Raw genomic sequence first — 26,065 nt, 5'->3', positions numbered from 1 at the left:
CAGCTTTTAGGACGTGGCCGCGCCGTGAGACGAACGGTGAATCCCGAGCGGCTCTTCGAGGAGTTTCCCGCGCCGAGTTACCGCGGGGCACAGGAGCAGGCACTGCGTGACATCCGCGACGCCTTCACAGCCGGCAACGATGTCGTGCTCGTTCGCGCGCCGACGGGCAGCGGCAAGTCCCTGCTCGCTCGCGCCGTCGCTGGCTGTGCCCGGCGGGCCGACGAAGGCGACCCCAGCGACGCCACGGGGGCCTACTACACGACCCCGCAGGTCTCCCAGTTGGACGACGTCGCGACCGACGACCTGCTGGCCGACCTCAACGTCATCCGCGGCAAATCGAACTACACCTGCATCCTGCCCGACGAGCGCGAGACGCCAGTCAATCAGGCCCCCTGTGTGCGAGAACGGGGCTACGACTGTGCCGTCAAGCATCGGTGCCCGTACTTCTCCGACCGGGCGATCGCGTCGAACCGCGAGATCGCGGCGATGACGCTTGCCTACTTCATGCAGACCGCCGGCAGCGAGGTCTTTCGCAAGCGTGACGTCGTCGTCGTCGACGAGGCCCACGGCCTCGCCGAGTGGGCCGAGATGTACGCGACGATCCAACTCGGCCCGCGAACCGTCCCGTTCTGGGACGAGCTTCGTGTTCCCGAGGTCGACTCCGTCGAGCGCGCTGCCCGCTACGCCGACAATCTGGCAGGGACCTGTGAACGCCGAAAAGACGAATTGCTCGCACAGGAGACGCTCTCGCCCGCCGACGTCCGCGAGCGCGATCGCTTACAGGAACTCATCGGCGAACTCGAGTGGTTCGTCTCTGACTACCGCGATCCGCAAAGTCCGACGACGTGGCTGGTCGACCAGTCCGAGCCGCGCGATCGCGATGCTAGCGAGGACGACCCCGCAGGCGGGCCGCTGACGATCAAGCCGATGAACCCCGAGAAGTACCTCCAGCACACCGTCTGGGACCGAGGCAACAAGTTCGCGCTCCTGTCGGCGACGATCTTAAACAAGGCCGCGTTCTGTCGGCAGGTTGGCCTCGAGCCCGAGCGGGTCGCGCTGGTCGACGTCGAGCACACCTTCCCCGTCGAGAATCGCCCGCTATATGACGTGACACAGGGGAAGATGACCTACGAACAACGCGACGAGACGACGCCGAAGATCGCGCGGACGATCGTCCGACTAATGGCCCACCACCCCGACGAGAAGGGGTTGATTCACGCCCACTCCTACGACATTCAGGAGCGCCTCGCCGACCTGCTGGTCGACTTTGGCGTCGGCGAACGGATTCGGACCCACGACCGTGACGGTCGCGATGCCGCCCTCGAGGCCTGGAAAGCCAGCGACGAACCAGACGTCTTCCTCTCGGTGAAAATGGAGGAAGCGCTCGATCTGAAGGGCGATCTCTGCCGGTGGCAGGTGCTCTGTAAAGCTCCCTTCCTCAACACTGGCGACTCGCGGGTGGCCCACCGACTCGAGGAGGGTCAGTGGGCGTGGTACTACCGGACGACGCTGCGGACGGTCATTCAGGCCTGTGGCCGGGTCGTCCGTGCGCCCGACGACTACGGCGCGACGTATCTAGCGGACTCGAGTCTGGTGGATCTGTTCGAGCGCGCGCGGACGGACATGCCCGACTGGTTCGCGGCGCAGGTCGATCGCATGGAACGGCCCGAACTCCCCGCGTTCGATCCGCAGGCGGCCCTCGGCGGCGCTACGAGGACAGCACGATCGGAGGGTGCGTCGCGCTCGAGCCGCGCCAGTGAGGCGGACGCCGGACATGACGATAGAACCTCGTCGCGATCGCGACGGTCGCGGCGATCGTCCCGGTCCAGTCCGCTGGCGGATGTCTGGGATACCGACGAGTGACGGCCAATTCGCGGTGGACCAGTCCCGTCGTGGACGAATAGGCATGACCTCGACCCCGGTCCACCGACACTGCCGTCGGTTGAGCCGAGACGGCCAGCGCGTAATTATCTGTCTCGCGTAACATGTTGCACAGTGTGTAACAGGTCGCCGGTCGTGGCCAGTCGTCCGACGACTGCCGAGCGTGCGTCAGGACAGGGACTCGAGCGTTTCGCCGGTCACCTGCCGTGTGTCAGCCCGAAGTCGGCTGTATCGATCGGTCGCCCACTCGCGAAGCCGATCGTTCGTACTCTCGAGGCCGACGACGAGACGACCGTTGTCGTACGCATGCAGGAGCGTCCGTTCCGCGCCGAGTGTCATTCCGATCGACGGCGAGTCCGACACGGCGTACAGTTCGAACGCGTCGGTCGAGAGCGACGTACACACCCGGTCTGGTGATTGTGTCGCGACGGCGCGCAGGGCCGCATCGTCGACGACGAGTTCTATCGGCGTTCCCGCGTCGGCGATCGGGTCGTGGGCAGCCAGCAGTTGTCGAGTGAGCACCGGCGTGGTAACGCACAGTCGTGCGTGCTCGTCGGCCCGTTCGAGGGCTGTGAGACGGTCGTCGTACCACTCGAGCGGGTACTGGGGATTCGTTTCGGTCGGCGTCGCCAGCCGTGCCTCGCACAGCCAGTCGAGGTCGAGTTCAGCAGCGATGGCTTCGGCGTGAGCACAGAACGGCTCGAGTCGATCGAGGAGTTGAAACCGACTGTGAGCGCGCTCGTAGGTTTGCAGCGCCAGTTCGCCGATCGCGGTCGCTTCGTAGCCGCCGTCGACGCGTCGCACCCAGTCGCGCTTGCCCAACTCGGAGAGCGTCCGGTGGACGGTCGTCCGGGAGACGTCGGCGACCGAGACCAGCTCAGCCGGCTGGGCGGAGCCATCGACGAGTCGCTCGAGAATAGTGGGCCGGACGGTCGAGCCGGAGAGATAGCGGAGCGCCCGTGCTGACTCGTCGGTCATCTAGTTACCAGACTGACTAGTCTGCAGTAAACCCTTACGATTGACGGCTACCTGTCACGATCCCGTCTTAAAAGATAGCCGTCGCGCCCCAGGCGACCATCGAGGACACCATGAGGAACGCAAAGAGGAGCGCGATGACCTGATTCTTGTCCATAATCGACGACAAGAGGCCCGCAAGTATCAATGTCACGACCGGAGGGACCACTTAGTCGAAGCGGGCGTCGACGACGACGTGTGCGACGCCGGCACTGTGGCTTTTGACCCGGCGTTTCTCGAGGATCTCGAGGTCGCGGTCGGCCGCGTCGGCGGCTCGCTCGAGCCGTGCGAGCGGCCGGTCCCACAGCCGTGAGTCCGGCGTCGCCTCGTGGTAGTGGACGATGCCGCCGGGGGCCAGCGCCGCGAGCGCGTCGGGGAGGAACTCGTGGGCTTCGTCGGTTCGTGTCCCGTCGTCCTCGCTGTCGCCGTCCGAACTGCCGTAGTAGCCCATGACGACCCGGTCGACCGTGAGGTCGCCGGCGAGGTCGCGACAATCGGTCATGTAGGCGTCGACCCGATCGCCGACGTCGTTGAGCATGGCGTTCTCGAGCAGATAGCGAAACGCCGTCGGGTTGAGTTCGGTCGCAGTGACTTGCGCGCCGGCCCGCGCTATCGGCAGCGTAAAGTAGCCGATCCCGGCGAACATATCGAAGACGTGTTCGTCGTCGCCGACGATCTCGCCCATCCGAGCGCGCTCGGCCTGATTGCCCGGCGAGAACATGACTTTCGTGGGATCGAGGCCGTATCGCGTTCCGTGCTCAGTGTGGATCGTCTCCGTGTCGCTGCTCCCGGCGAGCAATCGCGAGCGGGGCTCGCGGTAGGTGCCCGCTGTGCCGTCGTTCGCGATCCCCTCGTCGGCCAGCACGCTGTCGGCCTCGCCGTGGAGTTCGAGCAGGGCTTCGCCGACCGCCGCCTCGTCGGGGCAGTCCTCGGGAACGGTCACCAAGATTACCGAGCCGATCACCGCCCACGAACCCGGGGCCGACTCGAGGTCGTCGTCGCTCCAGCCCCGCTCGGCCAGCAGGTCCTCGAGATCCGGATTTCGGGGTTCGGGCTCGAGTTGCCGGACGACCTCGCGGACCTGCGTTTCTGCCGGCGGTGCCGTAATCGGGAGGGCGTTCCTGTCGGGGCCGTCCTCGCAGACGCGTCGCGACTCGTCGTAGACGCCCTCGGCGCGCAGCGACTCGATGGCCGCCTCCGTCCGCGGTTTGTCGACGATCGCTGCCAGCGGCGCGTCCGCGTTCGTTCGCTCGAGAACGGCATCGGCTGCCGGCTCGAGGTCGGGGTCCGTCTCGCTTGCGGCCCCATCGTCTTCGTCCTCAGTCATCGCGCTCGTCGGGCAGGATGTGCAGTCCGGCCCGGCTCTTCAGCACGGGCACCGTCTCGGCCTCGGGATCGAAGTAGTCCGGTCGCGCGACGGTTTCCGCCTGGAAGGTCTCGGGGTCGAGGAGCTGCACCGCGTTGTCGTCTTCGACCGTGACGACCGTCGCGTCGGTCGCGTCCTCGAGGTCGCCCAGTTTCCGTGCGTCGGGCGAATTCCCTTCCTCGTAGCTCGCCTCGTAGCGCTCGCCGGTCGTGACGCGGATGCCCTTGAGATTTCCGTGGGCGCTGCGGACGAGGACGGGGCCGCCGTCGTCGTCGTCGAGGTCGATGATGTCGCCGGGCGTGTACGGTGGCAGGCGGACGGCGAAGGTGACCCGATAGACCTCGTTGCCGTCCTCGTCTTCCGTGACGAGCGTTTCGGCGTCGTTGACGGTGCCGCTGAATTCCTCGATCATCTTGTTCGAGATCTTCTTGCCGATCTTGTTCGTCGAGACCTTGATGTTCAGTCCGTCGTCGGTCTCGCCGACCTCGGTGACGAAGGCGTTGCGGTCGCCCGTGGCCTCCATGTCCGCGACGGTCTGGTTTGCGATTTCCTTTGCCCGATCCATCTCGTCGCTCGTCGGTGTCCGGTCCTCGGCGCGGATCTGGACGATGCTGGCGTAGTAGTCGCCGGCGATCCGCCCACACCGCGTACAGGTCTGGCGGGCGATCTTGACCGGCACTGTCACCTGCTCCTCGACTGGCGTCCCGCGAACGACGCCAGTAAAGAAACAGTGCATCCGGATCGTGTTCTGGTCGACCTGTTCGGGATCGATCTGCCAGGCGACGTCTTCGACGTCGACGTGGACGGCAAGCGCCTGACTGACCTCCTCGATGGCGATGTCGGTGTAGTCTTCCGCACCGACGTCGACCCACCGGTTGCCGCGGTAGACCGCCCCACACTGGGCACAGACGCGAACGTCGATCCGGTCCGGCGCGTCCACGAAGTCGAAGTCCTCGAAGTAACACGAATCGCAGAGTTCGACCTCCGCACCGGGCCGCAACGGATCGTTCGCGTCGCTCGCCGACCGCTCGGGCACCGCGTCCCCACACCGGGGACAGAACGCACGCGACTCACTCATTATCCCTGTTTGGGATCTCACGGAGTTAAGCGACCCGTCTTGACCCGTTGCGTTGTGCCACTCGTGTCGCTCGTTCGCTCGAGACGGCGAACGCGGCAGACGCTCGTCGGACGGCCGCTCGGTTCGAGCGCGTCAGACGTGACTCAGTCACACGGTCTCCATCCGAAACGAAGGGGTTCGATCGTCGCTGCGAGAATAGGGTCGCCTCGCGGCGGGTCAGGTGGTGATACTTATTCCGTCGCGTCCCGTAATTGACGATATGAACTGGCAGGCGGACTGGGGACTACGCTTTCGGATGTTCGTGACGATGTTTCTGTTGTTTGCGCTGTACATCGTCTTCGCCGGCGTGATCACCGCCTACGTCGGCGGCGGACTGCTGGTGTTCGCGCTCCTGTTCGGCGGGTTCTCGCTGGTCCAGTACTACTTCAGCGACACGCTCACGCTGCGGAGTATGGGCGCGAAGACGGTCTCGCGCGACGAGTATCCGCAACTGCACGCCTCGATCGAACGGCTCTCACAGCAGGCCGACCTCCCGAAGCCGAAGGTGGCGGTCGTCGACTCCAAGGTACCCAACGCCTTCGCGACCGGGCGCAACCAGCGCAACGCGGCCGTCTGCGTGACGACCGGGCTCATGAACACGCTCGAGCGGGACGAACTCGACGGCGTCCTCGCACACGAACTCGCCCACGTCAAGAATCGGGACATGATGGTGATGACGATCGCCTCCTTTCTCTCGACGATCGCGTTCATGATGGTCCGCTGGGGGGCCTTCTTCGGCGGCGGGCATGGCCGTGGCCGCGAGGGCGGAGGCAGCGGCATTATCGTCGCCATCCTCGTCTCGCTGGTCGTCTGGATCATCAGCTATCTGCTGATCCGGGCGCTCTCGCGGTATCGCGAGTTCGCTGCTGACCGCGGCGCAGCCGCAATCACCGGCAACCCGTCGGCGCTGGCCTCCGCACTGCTGAAGATTTCGGGCCAGATGGACAAGGTCCCCAAAGACGACATGCGCGAGGAGGCCGAGATGAACGCCTTCTTCATCATCCCGATCAAGTCCGGCGTCGTCGGGCGGCTCTTCAGCACGCATCCACCGACCGAACGGCGCGTCGAACAGCTCCGCGATCTCGAGCGCGAAATGCAGACCTTCTAAGGGATCGCGCCGCTCACAGGACCTATGGGACTGCTGGACGGACTCCGCGCCGTGCTCGGGATGCGCGCCGAGACTGACGCCGGACGCGACGCCGACCCTGACGACCTCTTCGGGATGAGCACCGCCTACCTCACGATGGAGGCCGACCTGGGCTACGAGTCGCTCGACGTCGGTGCACTCTGCTTTTCAGGCGTCGACTCGGCCGACTTTCGGGACGCCGTTGACGAGGTCGAAGCGATCCTCGAGGCCGGCCAGGAGGAGACCGGCACCGACTTCTCGGTCACGTCGGACGACCACGGCTACCACTGGGTCGTCCTCGAGGACGACGACCCGGAGAACCTCATTACGAGCATGCACTTCGCCGCCGATACGTTCATCGAACACGGCTACGGCTCGCGATTGCTCGCTGCCGTGTTCGCGTACAGAAACCGGGACGGGCCTGCCTACTGGATCTACTCCTTCCGACGTGGCCGCTTCTATCCGTTCGTCCCGCGAGCCGGTCGGGAACGCGATTCGAGTACGGAGTTTACCCTCGAGTCGGCCTTAGACGGTGAACTCGAGATCGAACGTGAGAAGGAGTACTGGTACCCGCTCTGGCCTAGCGAGGGCGGGACCCACCCCTGGGAGTGATCGATTCAGCGACCGAAGTCGGTTCGGCGTCCCGAACGGAACGCGGGTACAGGTACCAAATTCTTTTGGAGATAGTGGTATTGCAGTTCGACGAGTACGAGGAGATACGCGGCAGGAAACCAGACGTCACATCACCGAACGTCACATCATCACGACAACTGCGCCATACACCAGTTGCTCCCTTCTCCTGCCGTCCCCCCCTTTAGACCGCGAGCCAATGGCTTCCAGAGTTGGTAACGCTCGTTTCGGCATGTCCGGAGAGTACAGTCGCTCAGACGGACGCCCGTCTGGCAGTACCGGTTGGCCTGCGACCGCCCTGCGGACCCACTTGGATATCGTGACAGCAGGTCATGTTAGCCCAGCAGGTTGTTGAGCGTCATCGCGATGAAAAAGAGGAGCACGAGTTCGTTGACGATCCACGAGTTCGCGTCCATCCAGTTGCGAACCGTCGGCAGGACGGTTTCGGCGCGCTCGCTGAAGGCAACCAGCGTGAGCGATGGGATTGCAAGCACCAGCAGCGTACACAGGATAAACGGGATGGCCTCGAGCAACGATGCACCGCGGGCCGCCAGATAGGAGCCGACGGCAACCGACGTGAAGATATCAGTCGGGAAAAACCCCATCAGGAGAAAGCCGAGCCTGAACGAAAACCGCGGCGTCGCCGTCTGGAGTGCCCCCATCCACCGCGGCGGCTCCGACGTCTCTCGCGTGCGGTAGGTGTGGCCCATCGCGAGCACGAGCGCGACGAGGACGATCGCGCTGAGCGTCGTATTCGATTCTCCCTGGTCGGTTACACCGGCGCTTAACCCGTACGCAATCGTGACGACGAGCGAGATCGAGATGGCTGCGCCAGCGACGAACGCAGCGGAGTTTCGCCGCCAGTCGTCGCTCGTTGCGAGGAAGATCGCACTGAGGATCTGCGGGCCCGCAACCATCACGAACACCAGCGGCAACACCTCGAGGAATCTCATGGCTCGTTCACCGACGCAGTACGTGTCGACCCATTCAAAATCGACCGACGGAGTGCTGTCGGTAACAGCCATCGGCCACCGCCGGGGCGGCTCACATCCGACGGTGCTCGCGTGGATCGCTCGCCGGTCGTCAGGAGACACATCGAAGCGCTGTCGACTGTCTACCACTGCAACCGTGGTTAAATCTTGGCCGTGTGGCTCGTGCCGAGAATGTAAGCAGTGCGTGCTTCCCATCCATTATATCGGTAGGGTCGGTAGCCACATGCAGTGACTGAGTGGAACCAGTACAAGGGTGATTCGCAGCACTCCGGACTCCGGCGCGACCTCGAGGGCCCCACCCGCGTGACCGACGCGTGGACGGTCGACCTCGTCGGCTCGCCGGGCTCGCCGGTGTGCGATCACGACACCGTCTACGTCGGGACGACTCGTGGGAACTGCTACGCGCTCGAGGCCGAGACGGGCCACAGACGATGGGGTTTCGAGACGACGGCGGCGACCGACGCGACGCCGGTCGTCACTCGCGACCGACTCTACGTGGGAGCCGGCGACGGAACGATCTCAGCGCTCGATCCTGCCACCGGCGAGGTGGCGTGGCAGACCGGCCTGCCAGGCTCGCTTGCATCCGCGCTCGCGTTCGCCGATGGCCGACTGTATGCCGGGCACGCCGACGGGTTGACCGCGCTCGAAGCCGAGACTGGAACGGAGCTGTGGACGTACGAGACTGAGTCGGCAGTCGCTGCCACTCCGGCGGTCGCCGACGGGCGAGACGTGGATCGGGGCCGATCGGCAGACTCTCCGCTCTCGGAGCCCGACGAGCCGACCCTGCTCGAGGACGACCGGCTGTCGGAGCCGGACCAGCAGTGGATCGACGAGCGGGTGTTCGCCGCGACCGCGGACGGGACGGTGGTCGCACTCGAGGCCGAGACCGGCGAGGCGGTCTGGACTGCGCCGACCGGCGGTGCGGTCGTGGCCGGACCGACGATCGCCGCAGATCGGGTCTACGTCGCCGACGACGCGGGGACGATGCTCGCGCTGGATGCCGCCACCGGCCAGACGTGGTTCACCTACGAGATACAGGCTGGATTCACCACGTCGCCGACCGTACTCACGGTCGCCGAGACGGCGTTCGTCGGGGCTGGAGACGGCTACTGCCACGTCACCGATACGACCGTCGGTCGGCGCAAACTGCGTGGCTGGCTGTTCTCGCAGAAAGGGATCGAACTTGACGGGCCGGTTCGATCCTGTCCCGTCGTCGTCGGCGACATCTGCTGTGTCGGCGATGCAACCGGCTCGATCTACGGTATCGACGTCGACGATGCCGACCCGCAGTGGCACGTCTCCCTTGCGGACGCCGTCAGCGGAACGCCTGCGGTCGCACCCGGTCGGCTCTACGTCGGCAGCGACGCCGAGCGGCTCACCTGTCTCGAGTGGGACACGGACGAGTCGCTGCGCTGAGAGACTGGTGTCGATTCTTCCCGCGACGATGCGCCTTCCGTTGTAAAGCTAGTGCATCCGATTCGGAGCACCCCGACGCATGCCAGCACTTTCACTTTCACTTCCCTGTTAACGAGGCTTTATGGGGGGTCCGGCACAACGGAGGAGTATGCCCGAAGCAGATCTCGAGACGCTCCCCGGCGTCGGACCGGCGACCGCAGACAAACTCCACGACGCAGGCTTCGACTCCTTCCAGAGCCTCGCCGTCGCCTCTCCCTCTGAACTTTCGAATACAGCCGACGTTGGCGAGTCTACCGCATCGGACATCGTCCGCGCCGCCCGCGACGCCGCCGACATCGGCGGCTTCGAGACTGGCTCGACAGTCCTCGAACGCCGCAACGAGATCGGCAAGCTCAGCTGGCATATCGACGAGGTCGACGACCTGCTTGGCGGTGGCATCGAAACCCAGTCGATCACCGAGGTCTACGGCGAGTTCGGTGCCGGCAAGTCCCAGGTGACCCACCAGATGGCCGTCAACGTCCAGCTCCCGAAAGAGGTCGGCGGCCTCCACGGCTCCTGTATCTTCGTCGACAGCGAGGACACGTTCCGCCCCGAGCGGATCGACGACATGGTACGGGGACTGCCGGATGAAGCGATCGATGCAGCCCTCGAGGACCGCGAAATCGAGGGCTCGCCTGACGACGAGGATGCCATCGACGACCTCGTCGAGGACGTCCTCGAGAAGATCCACGTCGCGAAGGCGTTCAACTCCAATCACCAGATGCTGCTGGCCGAGAAGGCAAAGGAACTCGCGGGCGAACACGAGGAGTCAGAGTATCCGGTTCGCCTGCTCTGTGTCGACTCGCTGACCGCCCACTTCCGTGCGGAGTACGTCGGTCGTGGCGAACTCGCCGATCGCCAGCAGAAGCTCAACAAACACCTTCACGACCTCGATAAGGTCGGCAACCTCTACAACTGCTCCGTCATCGTCACGAATCAGGTCGCGTCGAATCCCGACTCGTTCTTCGGCGACCCGACCCAGCCTATCGGTGGCAACATTCTGGGACACAAGTCGACGTTCCGGATCTATCTGCGCAAGTCCAAAGGCGACAAGCGGATCGTCCGGCTGGTCGACGCGCCGAACCTCGCCGACGGCGAGGCGGTCATGCGCGTCCAAGACGAGGGCCTGAAGCCGGAATAAGCAACGCCCCGGCTGACAGAACCAGCGGCGTTTTTCCTAGCAGTCTCATTTCGACCGACGACCGCTCCCGCCTCGAGACGATGCTATCGAGACGTGAAACCGATCGGAGATCGAACACCGCGAAAACAGCAGGAACCATCATACGGACTGCTGTCAGTCAGTTCCGGTGGGACCGCGCCCGCCCTGCGGTCCCACCGGGAACTCGTGACAGTAGACCGTATCAGTCGTCCTCGGTCGTGGTCTTGTCGACGTCGAGGTCTCCCTGATAGATCTCCGCGCCGTCCTGGGCGACCTTCTCGGCTAAGACCGCACACTTGACCCGCATCGGCGAGATGTCGACGCCGAGCATGTCGATCACGTCGTCGCGGTCCATCTCGAGTAACTCGTCGACACTCTTGCCCCGGAGCTCGCCCGAGAGCATGCTGGCGGAGGCCTGGCTGATCGCACAGCCGTCGCCGGAGAAGGCGACCTGCTCGATCGTCTCCTCGTCGTCGAGTTTGACGTCCATGCGAATCTCGTCGCCACACATCGGGTTCTCGCCGATGTGAGTGAACGTGGGATCCTCGAGTTTCCCGTAGTTCCGGGGGTTCTTGTAGTGGTCGAGGATCTGCTGTCGGTACATATCGGAGCCCAGTCCCATCGTTGAACACGGCTAAGTCAGTGAGTTGTAAAAGGGTTCCGGGGCTGAAACCTGGGTTCGCGTCGGTCTGCGACGGATTCTGCCCACTCCGTCAGCGGTCGCCGTCGACTTCCCTCTCGAATTGCTTGAGGAAGTCCTGAACGAACGCCACGCGGTCGACGGCGAGGTCGTGACCCACGTCGGTGTGCAGCCGCGCTGGTAGCGCGAGAAGCTTCTTGGAAACGTGATTGTACTGAGTCGCGCCGCCGTCGGTGTCGTCCTCGGAGACCGGACAGGCGGGGTCGTAAATCGGTGAGCCGATCGCACCACCGTGGGCGAACGCCCGAGCGATACCGACTGCGCCCAGCGCGTCGAGATCGTCCGCGCCGGCTCCGCAGTCGCGCAGAATCGTCCCGGCTTTCCGTGCTCCCCACCGCGCGTGACCGTCGATCTCACCTCGGTCCTCCCGCGTTCGGCCGATGTCGTGGAGGACGACGGCGAGTCGAACCACGCGCTCATCGACCGGCTCCGAATGGCGCTTGACGAGTGTCTCGGCGAGTGTTTCGACCCGCTGGACGTGGTACCAGTCGTGGGCCGGCGGTGCGTCCTCGAAATAGGGACGGGCGCGGGTTCGGACTGCCTCGAGCATCGTCGCTCGTGTTTCTCCGACCGGATGATAAACGCGCTACTCTCGAGTATGGATCACTGAGACTGCTTCTGGACGATCGCAAACCAGAACTCCTCGATGGACTGGACGAACTCGACGAACTCCTCGGGCTCGATCGGCTTCCGCATGTAGGTGTCCGCCTCGAGTCCGTGAGACCGGATGATCTCCTCGCCCGAATCCGAACTCGTGAGCACGACGACCGAGATCTCCTCGAGCGACGGCTCGTTTTTCAGCTCCGAAAGGACATCCATTCCGCGTTTGCCGGGGAGCTGTGGCTCGAGCAAGACGATATCCGGACACGGCTCGGTCGCGTACTCGCCACGCTGGTGGACGAACTCGAGTGCGGACTCCCCGTCGGAGACGGTATGGATAGTGTTGAGCAGTTTTGCGTCTCGAAAGTTCTCCTCGAAGAGGCGACTGTCGCCGGGGTTCGGTTCGACTAATAGAATATCGATCGGGTCGCTCGGCTGCGTACCGTCCGTGGCCATCTCCACCAGATAGCGTGTGCGTCGGTAAAACGGCCCGGTCACGCTTGCTGAACACTCTCATCTGGCGAACGCTGTGGAGCGATCACCGCCGATGATTCGATCGCGTTGTTCTTCGCGGCCAGTGTTCGCTTACGCGAACAACTGACGCACCTAACGAGAGCGGGGATCTCGTTGCCCTTCGCTCACTTCGTTCGCGAAGACATCTACGAAGCGGCGAGGCCGCTTCGAGCCTTGCCTCGCATGCTCGGCAAGACGTCGACATCTCCTCGCAGTCAGTGTTCGCTTACGCGAACAACTGACGTGCATCGTCGATGGCCGCAACCAGTTTGTCGACCTCGTCTTTCGTGTTGTAGACGTAGAACGAGGCTCGAGCCGACGCCGCGACCCCCAGTTTGTCGTGCAGCGGCTGGGTACAGTGGTCGCCGGCGCGGATCGCGACCGCGTGGTCGTTCATGATCGAGGCCAGGTCGTGGGCGTGGACGCTCTCTAAGTTGAAGCCGACGAGGCCGGCCCGCTCCGAGCCGGGTTCGGGGCCGTAGATCTCCACGTCGGGTTCGGCCGCGAGTTGCTCGTAGGCGTAGCGGGTAATTTCCTCTTCGTGAGCCTGGATCCGGCCCATGCCGATCTCCTCGAGCCAGTCGATCGCGGCGACGAGGCCGACGGCTTCGGCGATCTGTGGCGTGCCGGGCTCGAACTTCCAGGGCAGGTCGTCCCAACTCGAGTCCTCGAAGGTGACCTTGCGGATCATGCCGCCACCGTAGAGGTAGGGCTCCATCTCCTCGAGTAGGTCCTGTTTGCTGTAGAGTGCGCCGATGCCGGTCGGGCCGGCCATCTTGTGCCCGGAGAACGCGTAGAAGTCGGCGTCGATTGCGTCGACGTCGACGGGCCGGTTGGGGACGGCCTGTGCGCCGTCGATGAACGCCAGCGCGTCGTGCTCGTGGGCGATATCGACGAGTTCGGAAACGGGGTTGACGGTGCCGAGCGTGTTCGAGACGTGGACCGCCGAGAGCATCGCGGTGTCGTCGCTGATGACCTCGCGGGCGTGGTCCATGTCGAGTCGCCCGTCCTCCGTCACCCGGATGTACTTGACGTCAGTGCCGGTCTGCTTGCCGATCTGTTGCCACGTGACCAGCGAGGCGTGATGTTCCATCTCGGTGAGGACGATCTCGTCGCCGGGACCGAGTTCGTTCAGCCCCCACGCGTAGGCCACCAGGTTCTCGGCTTCGGTCGTGTTCTTCGTGAAAATCACTTCCTCGCGGCCATCCGCGCCGATGAACTCGGCGACGCGGTCGTGTGCCTCCTCGTAGGCGATTGACGCCTCCTGGCTCAGATGGTGGATGCCGCGGTGGACGTTGGCGTTGTACTCGCGGTAGTAGTCGCTCATCGCGTCGACGACTGGATCGGGCGTCTGGGTCGTCGCCGCGTTGTCAAGGTAGACGACCTGATCGCCGTCAAATTCTCGCTCGAGAATGGGGAACTCCTTGCGGATCGCCTCGACGTCGAGCGACTCGAGGTTCTGCTGGCTCATTGGTGACTAGGATGGGCCGCACACAAAACACTCCTTCGATCCGGCGAACTTCGGTTTCCGGAATCGAAACGAACCGGTCGCTCGTGGCGCTGTGGTCGCACTGGTCTCGGCGTCGAATCGATCGAACACGGCCACGAAACGAGGGGGACTGCGGTGGGAAGGGGAAACGGGGACAGTGGGATGGGTGGTCGGAAGACTGACGGCAAGGAAGTGGGAGTGGGGTGGGGGTACGTTGGGAGACTTCCCTGCCGCAGTTCTGTCTTAGTGCCTTCCGAAGAAACCAGTATCTCCAAATAAATTTGGCCCGCCGATCCGCCGTCGTGTGGCTGCGATCGTCGCCGCGATACGTCGGGCGGACACACTGACTGCCTACAGTTCGGGTGGCTCGCTCACGATCGACGGCTGTGTGTTTCGAAGCAAAAGCTTCGTGTACCGTGCGAGGAGCCACGCGACGGCGTTGAACAGGTGCAAGACGACGAGACCGACAACGACGCCGACCGCGGAGACGGCAAGCGCCGCTACGACTGAGTCGACGTACAGCGAAAGCAGTTCGCCGTCGGCGATCGAGAGTGTGATCGGAGAGACGTCGACCGTCCAGCCGTCGTGTTGGTAGGTAAACTCGGGGACGAACTCGATCGAGTCCGCGAGGTGGATACCGACGGTTTGATTCCGATAATGAAGCGGGGCAGCGATCAGCGTGTACGTAACCGTCATCCCGACGACGAGGAGGACGAACGAGGCGATCCCGAGTACGAACTTGCTGAACAGGTAGCCGACACCTTTCCACGTCCCGCGATCGGCGACGACTCGCCGTGCCCACGTTCGGAGGCCAGTGGCCGGGTCGGTCGTCGGGATGTCGGTTCCCAGCAATCGATCGGCGAGTCGGCGCTCGAGTGCGCTCAACTCGATCGAGGCAAACAGCGTACAGAACGCGACCGGGACCCCGAGACACACCATGACGAGCGCGATCGGAATCCCGGCGACCAGGAGTGCGAAGGGGTCGCTTCTGGCGATTTCGACGATCGCAAACAGGAGTCCAACCGGGATCGCAAAGCCGGTCACGAGGACCGTAAAGTAGCCGATCCCGAGCGGAAAGGTGAGGAAGAGATACGCCATGTTAGCGTACGTCCGTTTCCGAGCGGCGACGCCGACGAACCAGCGGCAGATGGCGCGAGCACGCTCGAGAGCGGTTTGGTCCGTCGAGAACGGTTGTGACGCGGACATGGGTGTCAGTTGGGCCTCCGAAATGAGCGAACGATCGCGACGAGACCAAATAGGTGGCAGGCGGTGACGACCAGTAACACGATCGCGTCGGTTGCGTCGGTCACCCGGTCGATCGTATGCGAGAGCACGAACGGCACCGCCGTGAGGAACGCGACGCCGATCGCCAGAAACAGCATCGGCTGGCTGTCGTTGCGGGCGTAGCCCCGATAGGCCGTCCACGCGACGACGGTGCCGAGGACGGCGCTTGCCATCCCGATGAAGAAAATTGCCGTCGACTCGTCGAGGCCGAGTACCGTCGTTTCGAGCGGCGCGACGAGGGCTCCTTCCTCGAGGTCGGTCGGAACGCTCATTGAAGCCACCTCGTCTCTTGACGCGAGCGATTCAGCTGGATCACGGGCGACCGTAGACCGTGTAGAGGATCGCCGTGAGCCCAACGATCTCGCTCGTGGTTGCGAGAACGGTCGTCGTCAGTGAGGATGCACCGAACACCGTCGGGAACAGAAAGCGGATGGCCGTCGGCACGGCAGCCAACAGCGCGATCCCGAATGCGAGCCAGAGCAACGGCGGGCGGCGCGCTTCTCGGTAGCCGTCGTAGGCGCGTTTCGCGATCCAGCAGGCGATTACGAACGCGACGGTCTGTCCGACGAAGACGGCGATCGCGACCGATGCGTCGCCGCCCGTGACAGTTTGGAGGACAGGCCCGGCCATCGTGATCACAGGTCCTCGAAAAGCCGGGTGAACCGGTCTGCGGGATCCTCGTCGCGGCGGTACACGTCGATCTCCATCGAGCCCTCGGCGATCTCGATCGCCACGCGCTCGAGTCGCGTACTGTAGGTCTTGTAGTGGTGTCCATCGGGATCGAGTTCCTGATACGTCTCGAGGAACCCTTCCGCCTCGAGCCGGTCGATCCGTCGGTAGATCGTCGGCGGCGAGGCGTCACAGCGATCGGTGAGTCGATCGACAGACATCGGTTCCTCGCTGGCTGCGATGAGGATCCGGCGGGCGTACTCGTCGTCGAGTAACGCGAGTACCTCCTGGTCCTCATCGTCGCTCATCATGTTGGTCGTATGGAAGGATAATATAAAAGCGTCCACAGTTTCCGACCGTGAAACTGTGACTGCCGCCCTATGTGTCTGCCGAGTGTAGCACCGACCGAGATGACCGCGATAGACACGTCCGGTCTGACGAAGGAGTACGGCGAGTTGACCGCCGTTGACGACCTCGACCTCACCGTCGACGAGGGCGAGGTGTTCGGCTTTCTGGGTCCGAACGGGGCCGGGAAGTCGACGACGATCAACATGTTACTGGACTTTACGCGACCGACCGCCGGGTCAGCCACGGTACTGGGCTACGATGCACAGGCCGAGGCTGATGCGATCAGTCCCCGCGTCGGCGTCCTCCCCGAGGGGTTCGACATCTACCCGCGGCTCTCTGGCCGCCGGCATATCGAGTTCGCGATCAAGACGAAGGGCGCTGCTGACGATCCCGACGAACTCATCGAGCGGGTCGGGCTTTCGGCTGCCGATGCCGCACGACCAGCCGGCGACTACTCGAAAGGGATGCGCCAGCGCCTCGCAACCGGTATCGCGCTGGTCGGCGACCCCGACTTGCTGATCATGGACGAACCCTCGAGCGGGCTCGATCCCAACGGCATCAGCGAGATGCAAGACCTCGTCCGCAGCGAGGCCGAACGGGGGACGACCGTCTTCTTCTCGAGTCACATCTTGGAGCACGTCGAGGCGGTCTGTGACCGCGTCGGCGTTTTGAACGAGGGAGAACTCGTCGCCGTCGACACGATCGGGAGCCTTCGCGAGCAGTTCGGCAGCGGCGCGACGATGACGCTCACGCTGACCGACGCTGCCGCCGAGGTCCAAGCGGTCGCCGCCGAGTTACAGGGCGTCACCGACGTCACCGCGTCGGGGCGGACCCTCGAGTGTACGATCACTGATCCGACCGCGAAGGCGCGGCTGGTGACCACACTCGCCGACGCTGGCGCGACGATACGGGACGTGCGGATCGAGGAAGTTTCGCTCGAGTCGCTGTTTACGGCGCTGACAAACGGCGACGCCGACGGCTCGAGGGAGGCCGACCCAGCCGATGCGATCGCGACGGAACCGGAGGTGGCACGATGAGCTCGCACATCTCGACTGTCGCCCGCAAGGAGTTCGAGGATGCCGGTCGCTCGAAACTCCTCTGGTCGTTGATCGGGCTGCTCGTCGGAATCGTTGTCATCGGCTACGTCGCGATCTGGCAGACGGTCGACGACACCACCGCGGCTGAGGTGCTGAGCTTCCTCGGGGTCCCACTGCAGGTGATCCTGCCGGTCGCAGCGCTGATCGCCGGCTACATGGCCGTCGTCGGCGAGCGTCGCTCGGGAAGCATCAAGATCCTGCTGGGCCTGCCGCCCAACCGGACCGACGTCGTCGTCGGCAAGCTACTCGGGCGCATGGGCGTCGTCGGACTGGCCGTCGGGCTGGCCTTCCTCGTCTCGCTGGTCCTCGGAGCTGCCCTCTTCGGCTCGATCCCGCTCATCGACTGGCTCGGCTTCGCCGCCGTCTCCTTGCTGTTCGGGCTGACCTTCGTCGGACTGGCCGTCGGCGTCTCCGCCAGCGTCTCCACCCGAGGCAAATCGATGGCCCTCGTCGTCGGGCTCTACATGGTGTTCGTCGCCCTCTGGGAGCTGTTGACTGCCGGCCCCTACTACCTTATTTACGACGAGGCCGTCCCCGTCGAGGCCGAGACGTGGTATCTGGTCCTCGAGCAGTTCAACCCGCTCTTCGCGTATTCGAATGTGGCCAGTTCCATCCTCGAGAACTCTGTCTACCCCTTTCGATTTCAGTATGGGCTCCAGGAGATGCAAGCCGCTGGAATGACGCCGGTCGAGCGCTACCCCGGTGACGCGCCGTTTTACCTGCAGGACTGGTTCGGCGTCGTCGTCATGCTCTGTTGGCTGGTCGTGCCCGTCGCGATCGGCTACTACCGGTTCAGGCGAACGGGCCTGTAGCCCCTCGAGTCACCCACAAATAGCGGTTTCCGCTGGGTTTCTCGCGGCGGTCGCGCTTACATCCGCAACAGCTGTGCGTGCAACGTCGTCTCGACCTCGATGACGTTCGCTTCGTCGATAAAGCCCTCCTCGACGGCGAGTTCGACGGCGCGGGTGCCGACGATGTTGGCGACGGCGGCCTCCGAGAGGCTCTCGACGACTGCACGCTCGTCGACCGGGTCGCCGCCGTAGAACTCCTCGGTAACGGTCAACGAGAGGTCGCCCTCCTCGAAGGTTTCACCGAGGACCTCCTCGTCGCAGACGGCGACCAGTAGCCCCTCCTGTGTCTGTCGTTCGTTGACGATCATTCGTTACTCGAGTTCCCACTCGCGGTCGTCCTCGTCGCTCTCACGATCGTCCGCGCCGAGGTTGCCAAGCCCGAGGTCGTCCAGCCCGATATCGCTCGGTCGCTGCGGTGGCGACTGACCGCCCATGCCGCGTCCGCCACCGGTGCCAGCGCCGCCGGGCGCTTGCCCGTACTGCTCCTCGTGGTCGTCGATCATCTCCTGTTCGGCCTGCTCGCGCATCCGGTTTGCCTCGTCGGCGAGTTCTTCGGCCTGATCGTACTCGCCGAGTTCCTCGAGAATTTCGGCCTTTTCTTCGATTACCTTGGCGTTGCGCAGGCCGAGCCGGATCGCGTTGTCGATGCAGTTGAGCGCCTCTTCGGCCAGGCCGCGCTCCGAGAGGAAAAAGGCGCGGTTGAACCAGGCGGCGGCGAAGCGCTCGTCGATCTCGACGGCGCGTTCGGCGTGCTCGAGCGCTTCGGACGTCTCGCCGAACTCCCAGAGTGCGTACGCGAGATTCGTTTCGGCGGTCGCGGCGTGTTCGCTCGAATCGTCGATCCGCAGGGCCTCGCGGTGGGCTCCGATCGCTTCGTCCCACTCCTCGAGTTCGCCGTGGGCGACGCCTTTGTTTACCCAGGCCTCCTGTGCGAGTTTGTCGTCCTCGGCGAAGCGGGCGGTCCGCTCGAAGGCATCGGTGGCCTGCTCGTAACGGTTGATCTGCATATAGTTCAGGCCGACGTCGAGCAGTTCGCTCGCGTCGACGTCGTCCCGATCGATGTTGTGTGCGTCTAACGTGTCGGTGACGACGCGGGAGTCGACGGGGTCGACCTTCGACGGGTCGACGCCTAGCTCTGGCGGATCCAGATCGAACTCCTCGTAGGGATCGCCGAATCCCTCTCCCTCGGAGAAGCGATGGTCGCGATCGTCGTCTCGGTCAGTCATTAGTTGCATGTGGCAGCGACGACTGTTAAGGGCTGCGACCCGGCTACCGACGGCGTTTCGCTACGTAGCTCGCCCCCCTAGGCGCGTCCGCCGAAGCGTCTGGTGACGCCCCGAAGCGATTGTGTCACTGCCGCCGGATGGGGCAGCCCGAGACGGTACCGGACCCGGTCCTGCCGCTTGAACGGTTCGAACACCGCGGGCTCCTCGAGTTCCCAGATTCGCGCCCGGCCGCGCGCCCCGTGTCGGTCACAGATCGCGTTGGCCGCACGGCGACCGGCTTCGTTTGCCGACTCCATCGAGGCCAGATCCGAGTTCGTCCGCACGTAGTCGCTCGCCAGCGTCAGATTCCGAACGCCGACGTCGGCTGGCGGTCGGTTCCGTAGCGAGCCGACGGTGTTGATCAGCAACGGCGAGCGGTTCTCGACGCGGTCGTCGGTGACGGCGTCACCGCCTTCCCGTTGTGTCTCCAACGAACCGCCGTTCTCGACGATCGCCGGATCGAGAAACCAGTCGACGAGCAACTCGTCGGTCAGACGCTCCCCGGCGGCGTTCAGGTGGGCTTTCAGTTGCGCCCAGATCTCGTCGGCTATCTCCTCGCGCGTACACGCTCGAGCCGGCTTTTCGTACAGGATCCCCGGCGTATTCCAGTCAGAGGCGATCACCGAGAGGACGCCCACGACGTCGTCGGGGCCGTGTGCCTCGAGGTCGTAGCCGGTCCAGAACTCGCGTTGGGCGATCGAGGTCAGCGCCCACGGCGCGTCGGCGTAGACCTGGTGGCCTCGTGGCAGGTCGACGGGCTCGGAGAGGTAAAACTGAATGCCGTTCATCCAGGCCGTGTCCAGCCGGTCGATGCGACCCAGTTCCGGCGCGAGCCGCTCCAGCGTCGGCGTGACGAACGCGGGAGCGGCCTCGACCGGCACAGCCAGCACGTACTCGTCGGCGCTGACTGTTTCGCCGTCAGCCAGCACGACGCCGGTGACGTGGGTCCTGTCGGACGCGAGTCGCTCGACGGGGGCGTTCTGCCGGCAGTCGACGCCGAGGGACTCGAGGTGGCACACCCAGGGATCGATCCAGGCCTCGTTCGTCGGTGCGTTCAGGATGCGCTCGGTCGGCTGGGTCGGGTCGAGCTGGCCGAACAACAGTTGGAGGTAGATCGTGCCGATCGTTCGGGCGCTCCCGACCTGCGGTCGGAGGGCGACCAGCGCCTGCGTAGTGGATGCGAGGCGGTCGCGAAACGTCTGCGAGCGGTTCTCGGCGTCGATGAACGTCCACCACGAAATCTCGTCGAGTTCCTCCTCGCGGCGGTCGTCGCAGGCGGTCAGCAGATACAACAGTCGCTCGAGTAAGAAGTGAACGTCCTCGCGGGGCAGGTCCTCGGCAAAGGCCGGACGCAGCGCCTCGAGCCAGCCACGTACCGTGTCGGGCGTGCGCGTTTCGGCGATCCGGCCCGGTCCGGTCGTCTCCGCGATCAGCGTCGCCTCGGTCTCGACGAGGTTGTCCGCGACGGTGCCGTCGCCGTCAGGGATTCGTTCCATCGTGTCGATGACGTGGCGGTAGAACGCCGGGAAGAAGCGGAAGCCGTGTTCGCCCTGTAACGCGTCGGGGTCGTCGCTGATCGGCATCGACCGGGCCTTCCCACCGAAGCGGTCGTTGGCCTCGAGGACGGTCACGTCGAAGCCGCGCTCAGCGAGTTCGTGGGCTGCAGTCAGACCACCGATTCCACCACCGACCACGGCAACGTCTGTCATTGTAATCACGTGCGAGAGCTATCCACATAACCAGCGTCCCTAACCACGAACGGCTCATACGGTCTCCTGTCAGTCAGTGTCGGTGGGACTGCGACCGCCCTGCGGTCGGCCGGGGACCTCGTGACAGCAACCCGTCTCACTGCCCGTCACGCTTGAGTGGGCTGCCCACGATGGCTCGAGTATGCGACTGTTCGTCAGCGTCGACCTCCCCGACGACTTCGCCGAGCCGGTCGCCGACCTGCAAGCCGAGTTCGCCGAGGCCAGCGGGCTCTCGTTTACGGACCCCGAGCAGGCACATCTCACGATGAAGTTCCTCGGCGATGTCGACGAGGACCGCGTTCCCGACTTGGAGCGCGAACTCGAGGCAGCCGTCGACGATGCCGATATCGATCCCTTTACCGTTCGCTACGGCGGCCTCGGCGTGTTTCCGACTCTCGAGTACATCAGCGTCCTCTGGCTGGGCGTCGAAGACGGCGGCGATGAGCTTACCCGACTCCACGAAGCTATCGAGGGTCGGACGACGGATCTGGGCTTCGACCCCGAATCACACGATTTCACGCCTCACGTCACGCTCGCGCGGATGGAACACGCCGGCGGCAAGGAACTGGTCCAGAAGCTCGTCGAGGAGCGTGATCCGACGATCGGCGAGACCCGCGTCGACGAGGTTCGCCTGACCGAAAGCACCCTCACCGAGGACGGGCCGGTCTACTCGACGGTCGAACCGTTCCCGCTCGAGTAGGCGACCAGCGTCGGATTCTATGGGTCCGTCGGCGTCCCTGCAAGATGGACAAGATTTTAAGCCACCGCGGGCTACGTCCGGCCACTATGGGTAAAAAATCGAAGGGCAAGAAGAAGCGTCTTGCCAAACTCGAGAACCAGAACAGCCGCGTGCCGGCCTGGGTCATGATGAAGACCGACATGGACGTCCAGCGCAACCCGAAGCGACGCAACTGGCGGCGCAACGACACTGACGAATAACGATGAGTGCAAGTGATTTCGAGGAACGCGTCGTAACCGTTCCGCTGCGTGATGTCAAGAAGGGAGCCAACCACGAGGCCGCCGACTACGCGATGCGGCTGGTCCGTGAACACCTCGCGAAACACTTCGCGGTCGACGAAGACGCCATCCGCCTGGACCCCTCGATCAACGAGGCAGTCTGGGCGAACGGGCGCTCCAACCCGCCGCGAAAGCTGCGCGTCCGCGCAGCGCGCTTCGACGAAGAGGGTGAAGCCGTCGTCGAAGCCGAGGTCGCCGACTAAACTTGCAACGCCTCGCCTTCGCCGGGTCGTCCTACGTCGGCGTCTTCGCCCGTGCGACCGACTCGTGTGTACTCGTTCGCCACGACGTCGACGACGATGTCGTCGCCGACCTGACCGACGAACTCGAGGTGCCCGCGGTTCCGACGACCGTCGGCGGCTCCTCGACGGTCGGCGCGCTAGCGACGGGTAACGAAAACGGCCTGCTCGTCAGTTCCCGCGTCCTCGAGTACGAACGCGAGGCGATCGAGGAGGCAGTCGACGTGCCCGTCGCCGAACTGCCGGGCAGTATCAACGCCGCCGGCAACGTCGTTCTCGCGAACGATTACGGGGCCTACGTCCACCCGGACCTGCCCCGCGAGGCGGTCCAAATCGTCACGGACACGCTCGAGGTGCCCGTCGAACGCGGCGACCTCGCCGGCGTCCAAACCGTCGGCACCGCCGCCGTCGCGAACAACACTGGCGTGCTCTGCCATCCCAAGGCCACCGACGCAGAACTCGACGCGCTCGAGGACGCCCTCGACGTGCGAGCCGACGTCGGGACGGTCAACTACGGCGCACCGCTGGTTGGCTCCGGGCTGATCGCCAACGACGCCGGCTACGTCGTCGGCGAGGACACGACCGGACCCGAACTGGGCCGGATCGAAGACGCGCTGGGCTATCTCGACTGACTCGATTGCGATTTCACTTTTCGACGACCCCCTATCAGACGACCGGCTAGATGTCGCCACGCGAGATCTCGGCAGGTCGTGTTCTCACCGGCGCTCGAAGCGGTGTAACACGACCTCACTGTCGTCGTCCCACTCGAAGTTCTCGTGGGCACGCTCGAGCAAGCGCTCGTAGGCCGCGAGGTCGTCCATCCCTTCGGCCCGTGCGTCCGCGTCGGTCAGATCGCCGAGCGTGCGCTCGCGGATGTCGGTCACCTCGAAGGTCGTCCCGTCGATCGTGAACGTATCGCCTTCCTCGGCGTACTGGGTGCCGCGGTGGATCTGGGTGACCTCGCCCTCGAGAACCTGGGTTTGCATTCGCTCACTGGGCAGCAACTCGCTGGGCTCGAGTTCGCTCATGCCCGCGGATTTGGCCCGACGCGGTAAAATCGTTGACCCTCCATCGGTGGGTATGTCTCCGGTCGCCGTCAGGATCGGCATCCCCTTGTGTCGGTTCCGAACGGCAGAACCGGAAGGGAAGATTCTTCCGACTGCCTGCCGGAGGGATAGCCATGAGTCAATTTACGGTCAGTGGACGGTTCAAGAGCCGCGACGGCTACGCGCCGTTCGAGACGAGCATCGAGGCCGAAAACGAGAACGTCGCCCGCGAACACACGCTCTCCCAGCTCGGGAGCCAGCACGGACTCAAGCGAACCGAAATCAAACTCGACGAGGTATCCGAACAATGAGCCAGCAGCAACTCCAGCAGCTCTCCCAGCAACTCCAGGAGCTCGAAGAACAGATCGAAGGCCTTCAGACGAACGTCGAGGCCATCCAGCAGGAGAAAACCAACGTCGACGAGGCTATCGAAGCGGTCGAGACGCTCGAGACCGGCTCGACCGTCCAGATGCCGCTTGGCGGCGGCGCCTACCTCCGCACGACGATCGAGAACATCGACGAAGTGATCGTCGAGCTCGGCGCTGACTACGCCGCGGAGTTCGAGGAAGACGACGCCGTCGACGCCCTCGAGAACAAGAAAGAACGCCTCGACGAGCAGATCGACGAGCTCAACGAGGAGATCGCCGAACTCGAGACCGAGAGCAGCGAGCTCGAACAGCAGGCCCAGCAGCTCCAGCAGCAGGCGATGCAACAGCAGATGCAGCAGATGGGACAGGGCCAGGGCCCCGACGAGTAACGCGGCGGCCTTCACTCGATACCTATGTTCGATAACCTGAAAGAGAAGCTCGGAAGCTTCCGCGACAGCGCTGAAGAAGCCGCTGAAGAGAACGTCGAGGACGTCGACGAAGCGGATCTCGAGGAGGAAGCACTCGAGGACGTCGAGTCGGAGACGGAGTCCGACGCTGCGGAAGCCACCGATACTACCCCTGAATCGGGGGCCGACGAGACAGCCGACCCGGCAGCGGTTACGACCGAGACAGAGCCAGAGCCGGCGTCAGAGCCAGCGACGACCGAGCCCGCAGCTGGTGGCGCGGCTGGATCTGCCGGCCAGGAGCCGACAACCGATTCCGACCGCGATCGTCTCGAGGCCGACGACGCTGATTCGGTCTCGGAGACTGCTGGTGACGAACCGGCAGAGACAGCGGCAGTCGCCGATGAACCGGAAGGCGAAGTCGCCGAGGAACTGGAAGACGAAGCCGCCGAGGAACTGGAAGACGAAGCCGCCGAGGAAGACAGCGGTGGCGGGCTCGGCATCGGTGCCAAGGCCCGTTCCCTCTTCGGTGGCTCCAGCGACGACACAGATGCCGATGCCGACGCTGACGACGTGGAATCGGATACGGACGCTGACGCGGTGGCTCCCGACGAGGACCAACCCGACACACCGTCGTCCGCCGAACCGACCGAGGCGGTCGACGACCGCGACCAGCAGGTCGACGAGAAGTCGACCGTCGACGCGGACACCGACGAGGAAGAACCCGACGCTGACGCCGCGACCGGTCGCAGAACCGGCTTCGGTGCGAAGGCCAAATCCCTCGTCAAAGGGAAGTTCGTCATCGAAGAGGAGGACCTCGAGGGGCCCTTGCACGAACTCGAGATGGCGTTGCTCTCGAGCGACGTGGAGATGGGCGTCGCCGAGGAGATCCTTGACAACATCCGCGACGAACTGATCGGCGAGACGCGGACGTTTACGACCTCGACTGGCGAGGTCGTCGAGGAGGCCTTGCACGATGCGATCTACGACGTGATCAGCGTCGGTCAGTTCGATTTCAACGAACGGATCGCCATCGAGGACAAGCCGGTCACCCTCGTCTTCACCGGCGTCAACGGCGTCGGCAAGACGACGACGATCGCCAAGCTGAGCCGCTACTTCGAGGAACGCGGCTACTCGACGGTGATGGCCAACGGCGACACTTACCGTGCCGGGGCCAACGAGCAGATTCAGGAACACGCCGACGCGCTGGATACGAAGTGTATCAGTCACGAACAGGGCGGCGATCCCGCCGCGGTGCTGTACGACGCCGTCGAGTACGCCGAGGCCAACGACATCGACATCGTCCTCGGTGATACGGCGGGTCGACTCCACACCGACGAGGGGCTGATGGACCAACTCGAGAAGATCGACCGCGTCGTCGGGCCGGACATGACGCTGTTCGTCGACGAGGCTGTCGCCGGACAGGACGCGGTCAACCGCGCCCGCGAGTTCAACGATGCAGCCGAGATCGACGGCGCAATCCTGACGAAAGCGGACGCCGACTCCAACGGCGGGGCGGCGATTTCGATCGCACACGTCACCGGAAAGCCGATCCTGTTCCTCGGCGTCGGGCAGGGCTACGACGACTTGGAGCGGTTCGACCCCGAAGAGATGCTCGACCGGCTCCTAGGCGACGAGTAGCTCGCCGACTGGCGATCGTCGTATCAGTCTCTCGGCTGAACACTCT

The 26,065-nt window shown here is 64.4% G+C and carries 31 protein-coding genes; 14 read left to right on the top strand and 17 right to left on the bottom strand.

Going from position 1 to position 26,065, the window contains the following annotated elements:
* Positions 1-36 precede the first annotated feature (36 nt).
* Entirely contained in the window at positions 37-1,863 is a 1,827-nt protein-coding gene (locus tag ACERI1_RS06075; protein WP_373617492.1) for a helicase C-terminal domain-containing protein, read from the top strand.
* A gap of 186 nt (positions 1,864-2,049) precedes the next feature.
* On the opposite strand, the gene ACERI1_RS06070 is transcribed toward ACERI1_RS06075, so the two are convergent.
* From ACERI1_RS06070 to ACERI1_RS06055, 4 genes are all read right to left on the bottom strand, one after another.
* Positions 2,050-2,859, bottom strand: a complete 810-nt coding sequence (locus ACERI1_RS06070; protein ID WP_373617180.1) for a helix-turn-helix transcriptional regulator — start codon at positions 2,857-2,859, stop codon at positions 2,050-2,052.
* Between the two features lie 67 nt (positions 2,860-2,926).
* Positions 2,927-3,049 carry a hypothetical protein gene (locus ACERI1_RS06065; protein ID WP_373617179.1) on the bottom strand — a complete coding sequence of 41 codons (123 nt, stop codon included), beginning with the start codon at positions 3,047-3,049 and terminating at the stop codon, positions 2,927-2,929.
* A gap of 15 nt (positions 3,050-3,064) precedes the next feature.
* On the bottom strand, positions 3,065-4,222 hold the full coding sequence (locus ACERI1_RS06060) for a class I SAM-dependent methyltransferase family protein (RefSeq protein ID WP_373617178.1): 1,158 nt from the start codon (positions 4,220-4,222) through the stop codon (positions 3,065-3,067).
* Positions 4,215-5,339 carry a 60S ribosomal export protein NMD3 gene (locus ACERI1_RS06055; RefSeq protein ID WP_373617177.1) on the bottom strand — a complete coding sequence of 375 codons (1,125 nt, stop codon included), beginning with the start codon at positions 5,337-5,339 and terminating at the stop codon, positions 4,215-4,217. Before ACERI1_RS06055 ends, ACERI1_RS06060 begins: the two co-directional genes overlap by 8 nt.
* Positions 5,340-5,598: 259 nt before the next feature.
* Between ACERI1_RS06055 and htpX the strand changes: the two genes are divergently transcribed.
* Both htpX and ACERI1_RS06045 read left to right on the top strand, forming a co-directional pair.
* Positions 5,599-6,486 (top strand): zinc metalloprotease HtpX, encoded by an 888-nt coding sequence (gene htpX / locus ACERI1_RS06050; protein ID WP_373617176.1) that lies wholly within the window; start codon positions 5,599-5,601, stop codon positions 6,484-6,486.
* A gap of 24 nt (positions 6,487-6,510) precedes the next feature.
* Positions 6,511-7,116 carry a hypothetical protein gene (locus ACERI1_RS06045; protein WP_373617175.1) on the top strand — a complete coding sequence of 202 codons (606 nt, stop codon included), beginning with the start codon at positions 6,511-6,513 and terminating at the stop codon, positions 7,114-7,116.
* Positions 7,117-7,469: 353 nt separating this feature from the next.
* On the opposite strand, the gene ACERI1_RS06040 is transcribed toward ACERI1_RS06045, so the two are convergent.
* Positions 7,470-8,087, bottom strand: coding sequence for a GAP family protein (locus ACERI1_RS06040; RefSeq protein ID WP_373617174.1), 618 nt, complete (start codon positions 8,085-8,087; stop codon positions 7,470-7,472).
* Positions 8,088-8,354: 267 nt separating this feature from the next.
* Here ACERI1_RS06040 and ACERI1_RS06035 point away from each other — a divergent pair, with 267 nt between their 5' ends.
* Positions 8,355-9,542, top strand: coding sequence for a PQQ-binding-like beta-propeller repeat protein (locus ACERI1_RS06035; protein ID WP_373617173.1), 1,188 nt, complete (start codon positions 8,355-8,357; stop codon positions 9,540-9,542).
* Between the two features lie 148 nt (positions 9,543-9,690).
* On the top strand, positions 9,691-10,722 hold the full coding sequence (gene radA / locus ACERI1_RS06030; protein ID WP_373617172.1) for a DNA repair and recombination protein RadA: 1,032 nt from the start codon (positions 9,691-9,693) through the stop codon (positions 10,720-10,722).
* A 220-nt stretch (positions 10,723-10,942) separates the two neighbouring features.
* On the opposite strand, the gene sufU is transcribed toward radA, so the two are convergent.
* The 8 genes from sufU to ACERI1_RS05990 all read right to left on the bottom strand — a co-directional run bounded on the left by sufU (position 10,943) and on the right by ACERI1_RS05990 (position 16,303).
* Positions 10,943-11,362 carry a Fe-S cluster assembly sulfur transfer protein SufU gene (sufU, locus tag ACERI1_RS06025; RefSeq protein ID WP_373617170.1) on the bottom strand — a complete coding sequence of 140 codons (420 nt, stop codon included), beginning with the start codon at positions 11,360-11,362 and terminating at the stop codon, positions 10,943-10,945.
* A gap of 91 nt (positions 11,363-11,453) precedes the next feature.
* Positions 11,454-11,990, bottom strand: coding sequence for an HD domain-containing protein (locus tag ACERI1_RS06020; RefSeq protein WP_373617169.1), 537 nt, complete (start codon positions 11,988-11,990; stop codon positions 11,454-11,456).
* A 53-nt stretch (positions 11,991-12,043) separates the two neighbouring features.
* Positions 12,044-12,496, bottom strand: a complete 453-nt coding sequence (locus tag ACERI1_RS06015) for a response regulator (RefSeq protein WP_373617168.1) — start codon at positions 12,494-12,496, stop codon at positions 12,044-12,046.
* A 283-nt stretch (positions 12,497-12,779) separates the two neighbouring features.
* Positions 12,780-14,024, bottom strand: coding sequence for an aminotransferase class V-fold PLP-dependent enzyme (locus ACERI1_RS06010; protein WP_373617167.1), 1,245 nt, complete (start codon positions 14,022-14,024; stop codon positions 12,780-12,782).
* 369 nt (positions 14,025-14,393) lie between these two features.
* Positions 14,394-15,248: a sensor domain-containing protein gene (locus ACERI1_RS06005; protein ID WP_373617166.1), complete on the bottom strand. Its 855-nt coding sequence runs from the start codon at positions 15,246-15,248 to the stop codon at positions 14,394-14,396.
* A gap of 5 nt (positions 15,249-15,253) precedes the next feature.
* Positions 15,254-15,598 (bottom strand): hypothetical protein, encoded by a 345-nt coding sequence (locus ACERI1_RS06000; RefSeq protein ID WP_373617165.1) that lies wholly within the window; start codon positions 15,596-15,598, stop codon positions 15,254-15,256.
* Between the two features lie 40 nt (positions 15,599-15,638).
* A complete protein-coding gene (locus ACERI1_RS05995) occupies positions 15,639-15,956 on the bottom strand; it encodes a hypothetical protein (RefSeq protein WP_373617164.1) in 318 nt (105 codons plus the stop codon).
* A gap of 5 nt (positions 15,957-15,961) precedes the next feature.
* Complete coding sequence (locus ACERI1_RS05990) at positions 15,962-16,303, bottom strand: ArsR/SmtB family transcription factor (protein WP_373617163.1); 342 nt, start codon at positions 16,301-16,303, stop codon at positions 15,962-15,964.
* 102 nt (positions 16,304-16,405) lie between these two features.
* Between ACERI1_RS05990 and ACERI1_RS05985 the strand changes: the two genes are divergently transcribed.
* Positions 16,406-17,380, top strand: a complete 975-nt coding sequence (locus ACERI1_RS05985) for an ABC transporter ATP-binding protein (RefSeq protein WP_373617162.1) — start codon at positions 16,406-16,408, stop codon at positions 17,378-17,380.
* Positions 17,377-18,252, top strand: coding sequence for an ABC transporter permease subunit (locus ACERI1_RS05980; RefSeq protein ID WP_373617161.1), 876 nt, complete (start codon positions 17,377-17,379; stop codon positions 18,250-18,252). Before ACERI1_RS05985 ends, ACERI1_RS05980 begins: the two co-directional genes overlap by 4 nt.
* Positions 18,253-18,308: 56 nt before the next feature.
* On the opposite strand, the gene ACERI1_RS05975 is transcribed toward ACERI1_RS05980, so the two are convergent.
* The 3 genes from ACERI1_RS05975 to ACERI1_RS05965 form a co-directional block, all read right to left on the bottom strand.
* The gene (locus ACERI1_RS05975; RefSeq protein WP_373617160.1) at positions 18,309-18,599 is read right to left on the bottom strand and encodes a DUF424 domain-containing protein; all 291 of its coding nucleotides are present in this window, start codon (positions 18,597-18,599) and stop codon (positions 18,309-18,311) included.
* A gap of 3 nt (positions 18,600-18,602) precedes the next feature.
* Entirely contained in the window at positions 18,603-19,517 is a 915-nt protein-coding gene (locus tag ACERI1_RS05970; RefSeq protein WP_373617159.1) for a tetratricopeptide repeat protein, read from the bottom strand.
* Between the two features lie 77 nt (positions 19,518-19,594).
* Positions 19,595-21,265 carry an FAD-dependent oxidoreductase gene (locus ACERI1_RS05965; RefSeq protein ID WP_373617158.1) on the bottom strand — a complete coding sequence of 557 codons (1,671 nt, stop codon included), beginning with the start codon at positions 21,263-21,265 and terminating at the stop codon, positions 19,595-19,597.
* Positions 21,266-21,446: 181 nt separating this feature from the next.
* Here ACERI1_RS05965 and thpR point away from each other — a divergent pair, with 181 nt between their 5' ends.
* From thpR to ACERI1_RS05945, 4 genes are all read left to right on the top strand, one after another.
* Positions 21,447-22,004 carry an RNA 2',3'-cyclic phosphodiesterase gene (gene thpR, locus ACERI1_RS05960; protein ID WP_373617157.1) on the top strand — a complete coding sequence of 186 codons (558 nt, stop codon included), beginning with the start codon at positions 21,447-21,449 and terminating at the stop codon, positions 22,002-22,004.
* A gap of 86 nt (positions 22,005-22,090) precedes the next feature.
* Positions 22,091-22,243, top strand: a complete 153-nt coding sequence (locus ACERI1_RS05955; protein WP_006184874.1) for a 50S ribosomal protein L39e — start codon at positions 22,091-22,093, stop codon at positions 22,241-22,243.
* 2 nt (positions 22,244-22,245) lie between these two features.
* Positions 22,246-22,524 (top strand): 50S ribosomal protein L31e, encoded by a 279-nt coding sequence (locus ACERI1_RS05950; RefSeq protein ID WP_138777765.1) that lies wholly within the window; start codon positions 22,246-22,248, stop codon positions 22,522-22,524.
* A 2-nt stretch (positions 22,525-22,526) separates the two neighbouring features.
* On the top strand, positions 22,527-23,192 hold the full coding sequence (locus tag ACERI1_RS05945; RefSeq protein ID WP_373617156.1) for a translation initiation factor IF-6: 666 nt from the start codon (positions 22,527-22,529) through the stop codon (positions 23,190-23,192).
* 84 nt (positions 23,193-23,276) lie between these two features.
* On the opposite strand, the gene ACERI1_RS05940 is transcribed toward ACERI1_RS05945, so the two are convergent.
* Positions 23,277-23,588: an ASCH domain-containing protein gene (locus ACERI1_RS05940; protein ID WP_373617155.1), complete on the bottom strand. Its 312-nt coding sequence runs from the start codon at positions 23,586-23,588 to the stop codon at positions 23,277-23,279.
* 152 nt (positions 23,589-23,740) lie between these two features.
* Between ACERI1_RS05940 and rpl18a the strand changes: the two genes are divergently transcribed.
* Genes rpl18a through ftsY form a run of 3 tightly spaced genes read left to right on the top strand, consistent with a single transcriptional unit; the run spans position 23,741 to position 26,019 of the window.
* On the top strand, positions 23,741-23,917 hold the full coding sequence (rpl18a, locus tag ACERI1_RS05935) for a 50S ribosomal protein L18Ae (protein WP_008013772.1): 177 nt from the start codon (positions 23,741-23,743) through the stop codon (positions 23,915-23,917).
* Positions 23,914-24,363, top strand: coding sequence for a prefoldin subunit alpha (gene pfdA, locus ACERI1_RS05930; protein WP_373617154.1), 450 nt, complete (start codon positions 23,914-23,916; stop codon positions 24,361-24,363). Before rpl18a ends, pfdA begins: the two co-directional genes overlap by 4 nt.
* A 24-nt stretch (positions 24,364-24,387) precedes the next feature.
* Entirely contained in the window at positions 24,388-26,019 is a 1,632-nt protein-coding gene (ftsY, locus tag ACERI1_RS05925) for a signal recognition particle-docking protein FtsY (protein WP_373617152.1), read from the top strand.
* Positions 26,020-26,065: the final 46 nt, after the last annotated feature.

The sequence above is a fragment of the Natrinema sp. HArc-T2 genome (genome assembly GCF_041821085.1).
In the GTDB taxonomy this organism is placed as follows: Archaea; Halobacteriota; Halobacteria; order Halobacteriales; family Natrialbaceae; genus Natrinema.
The sequence above is the reverse complement of the archived record's forward strand: the minus strand, read 5'-3'. Positions and strand labels throughout refer to the sequence as shown.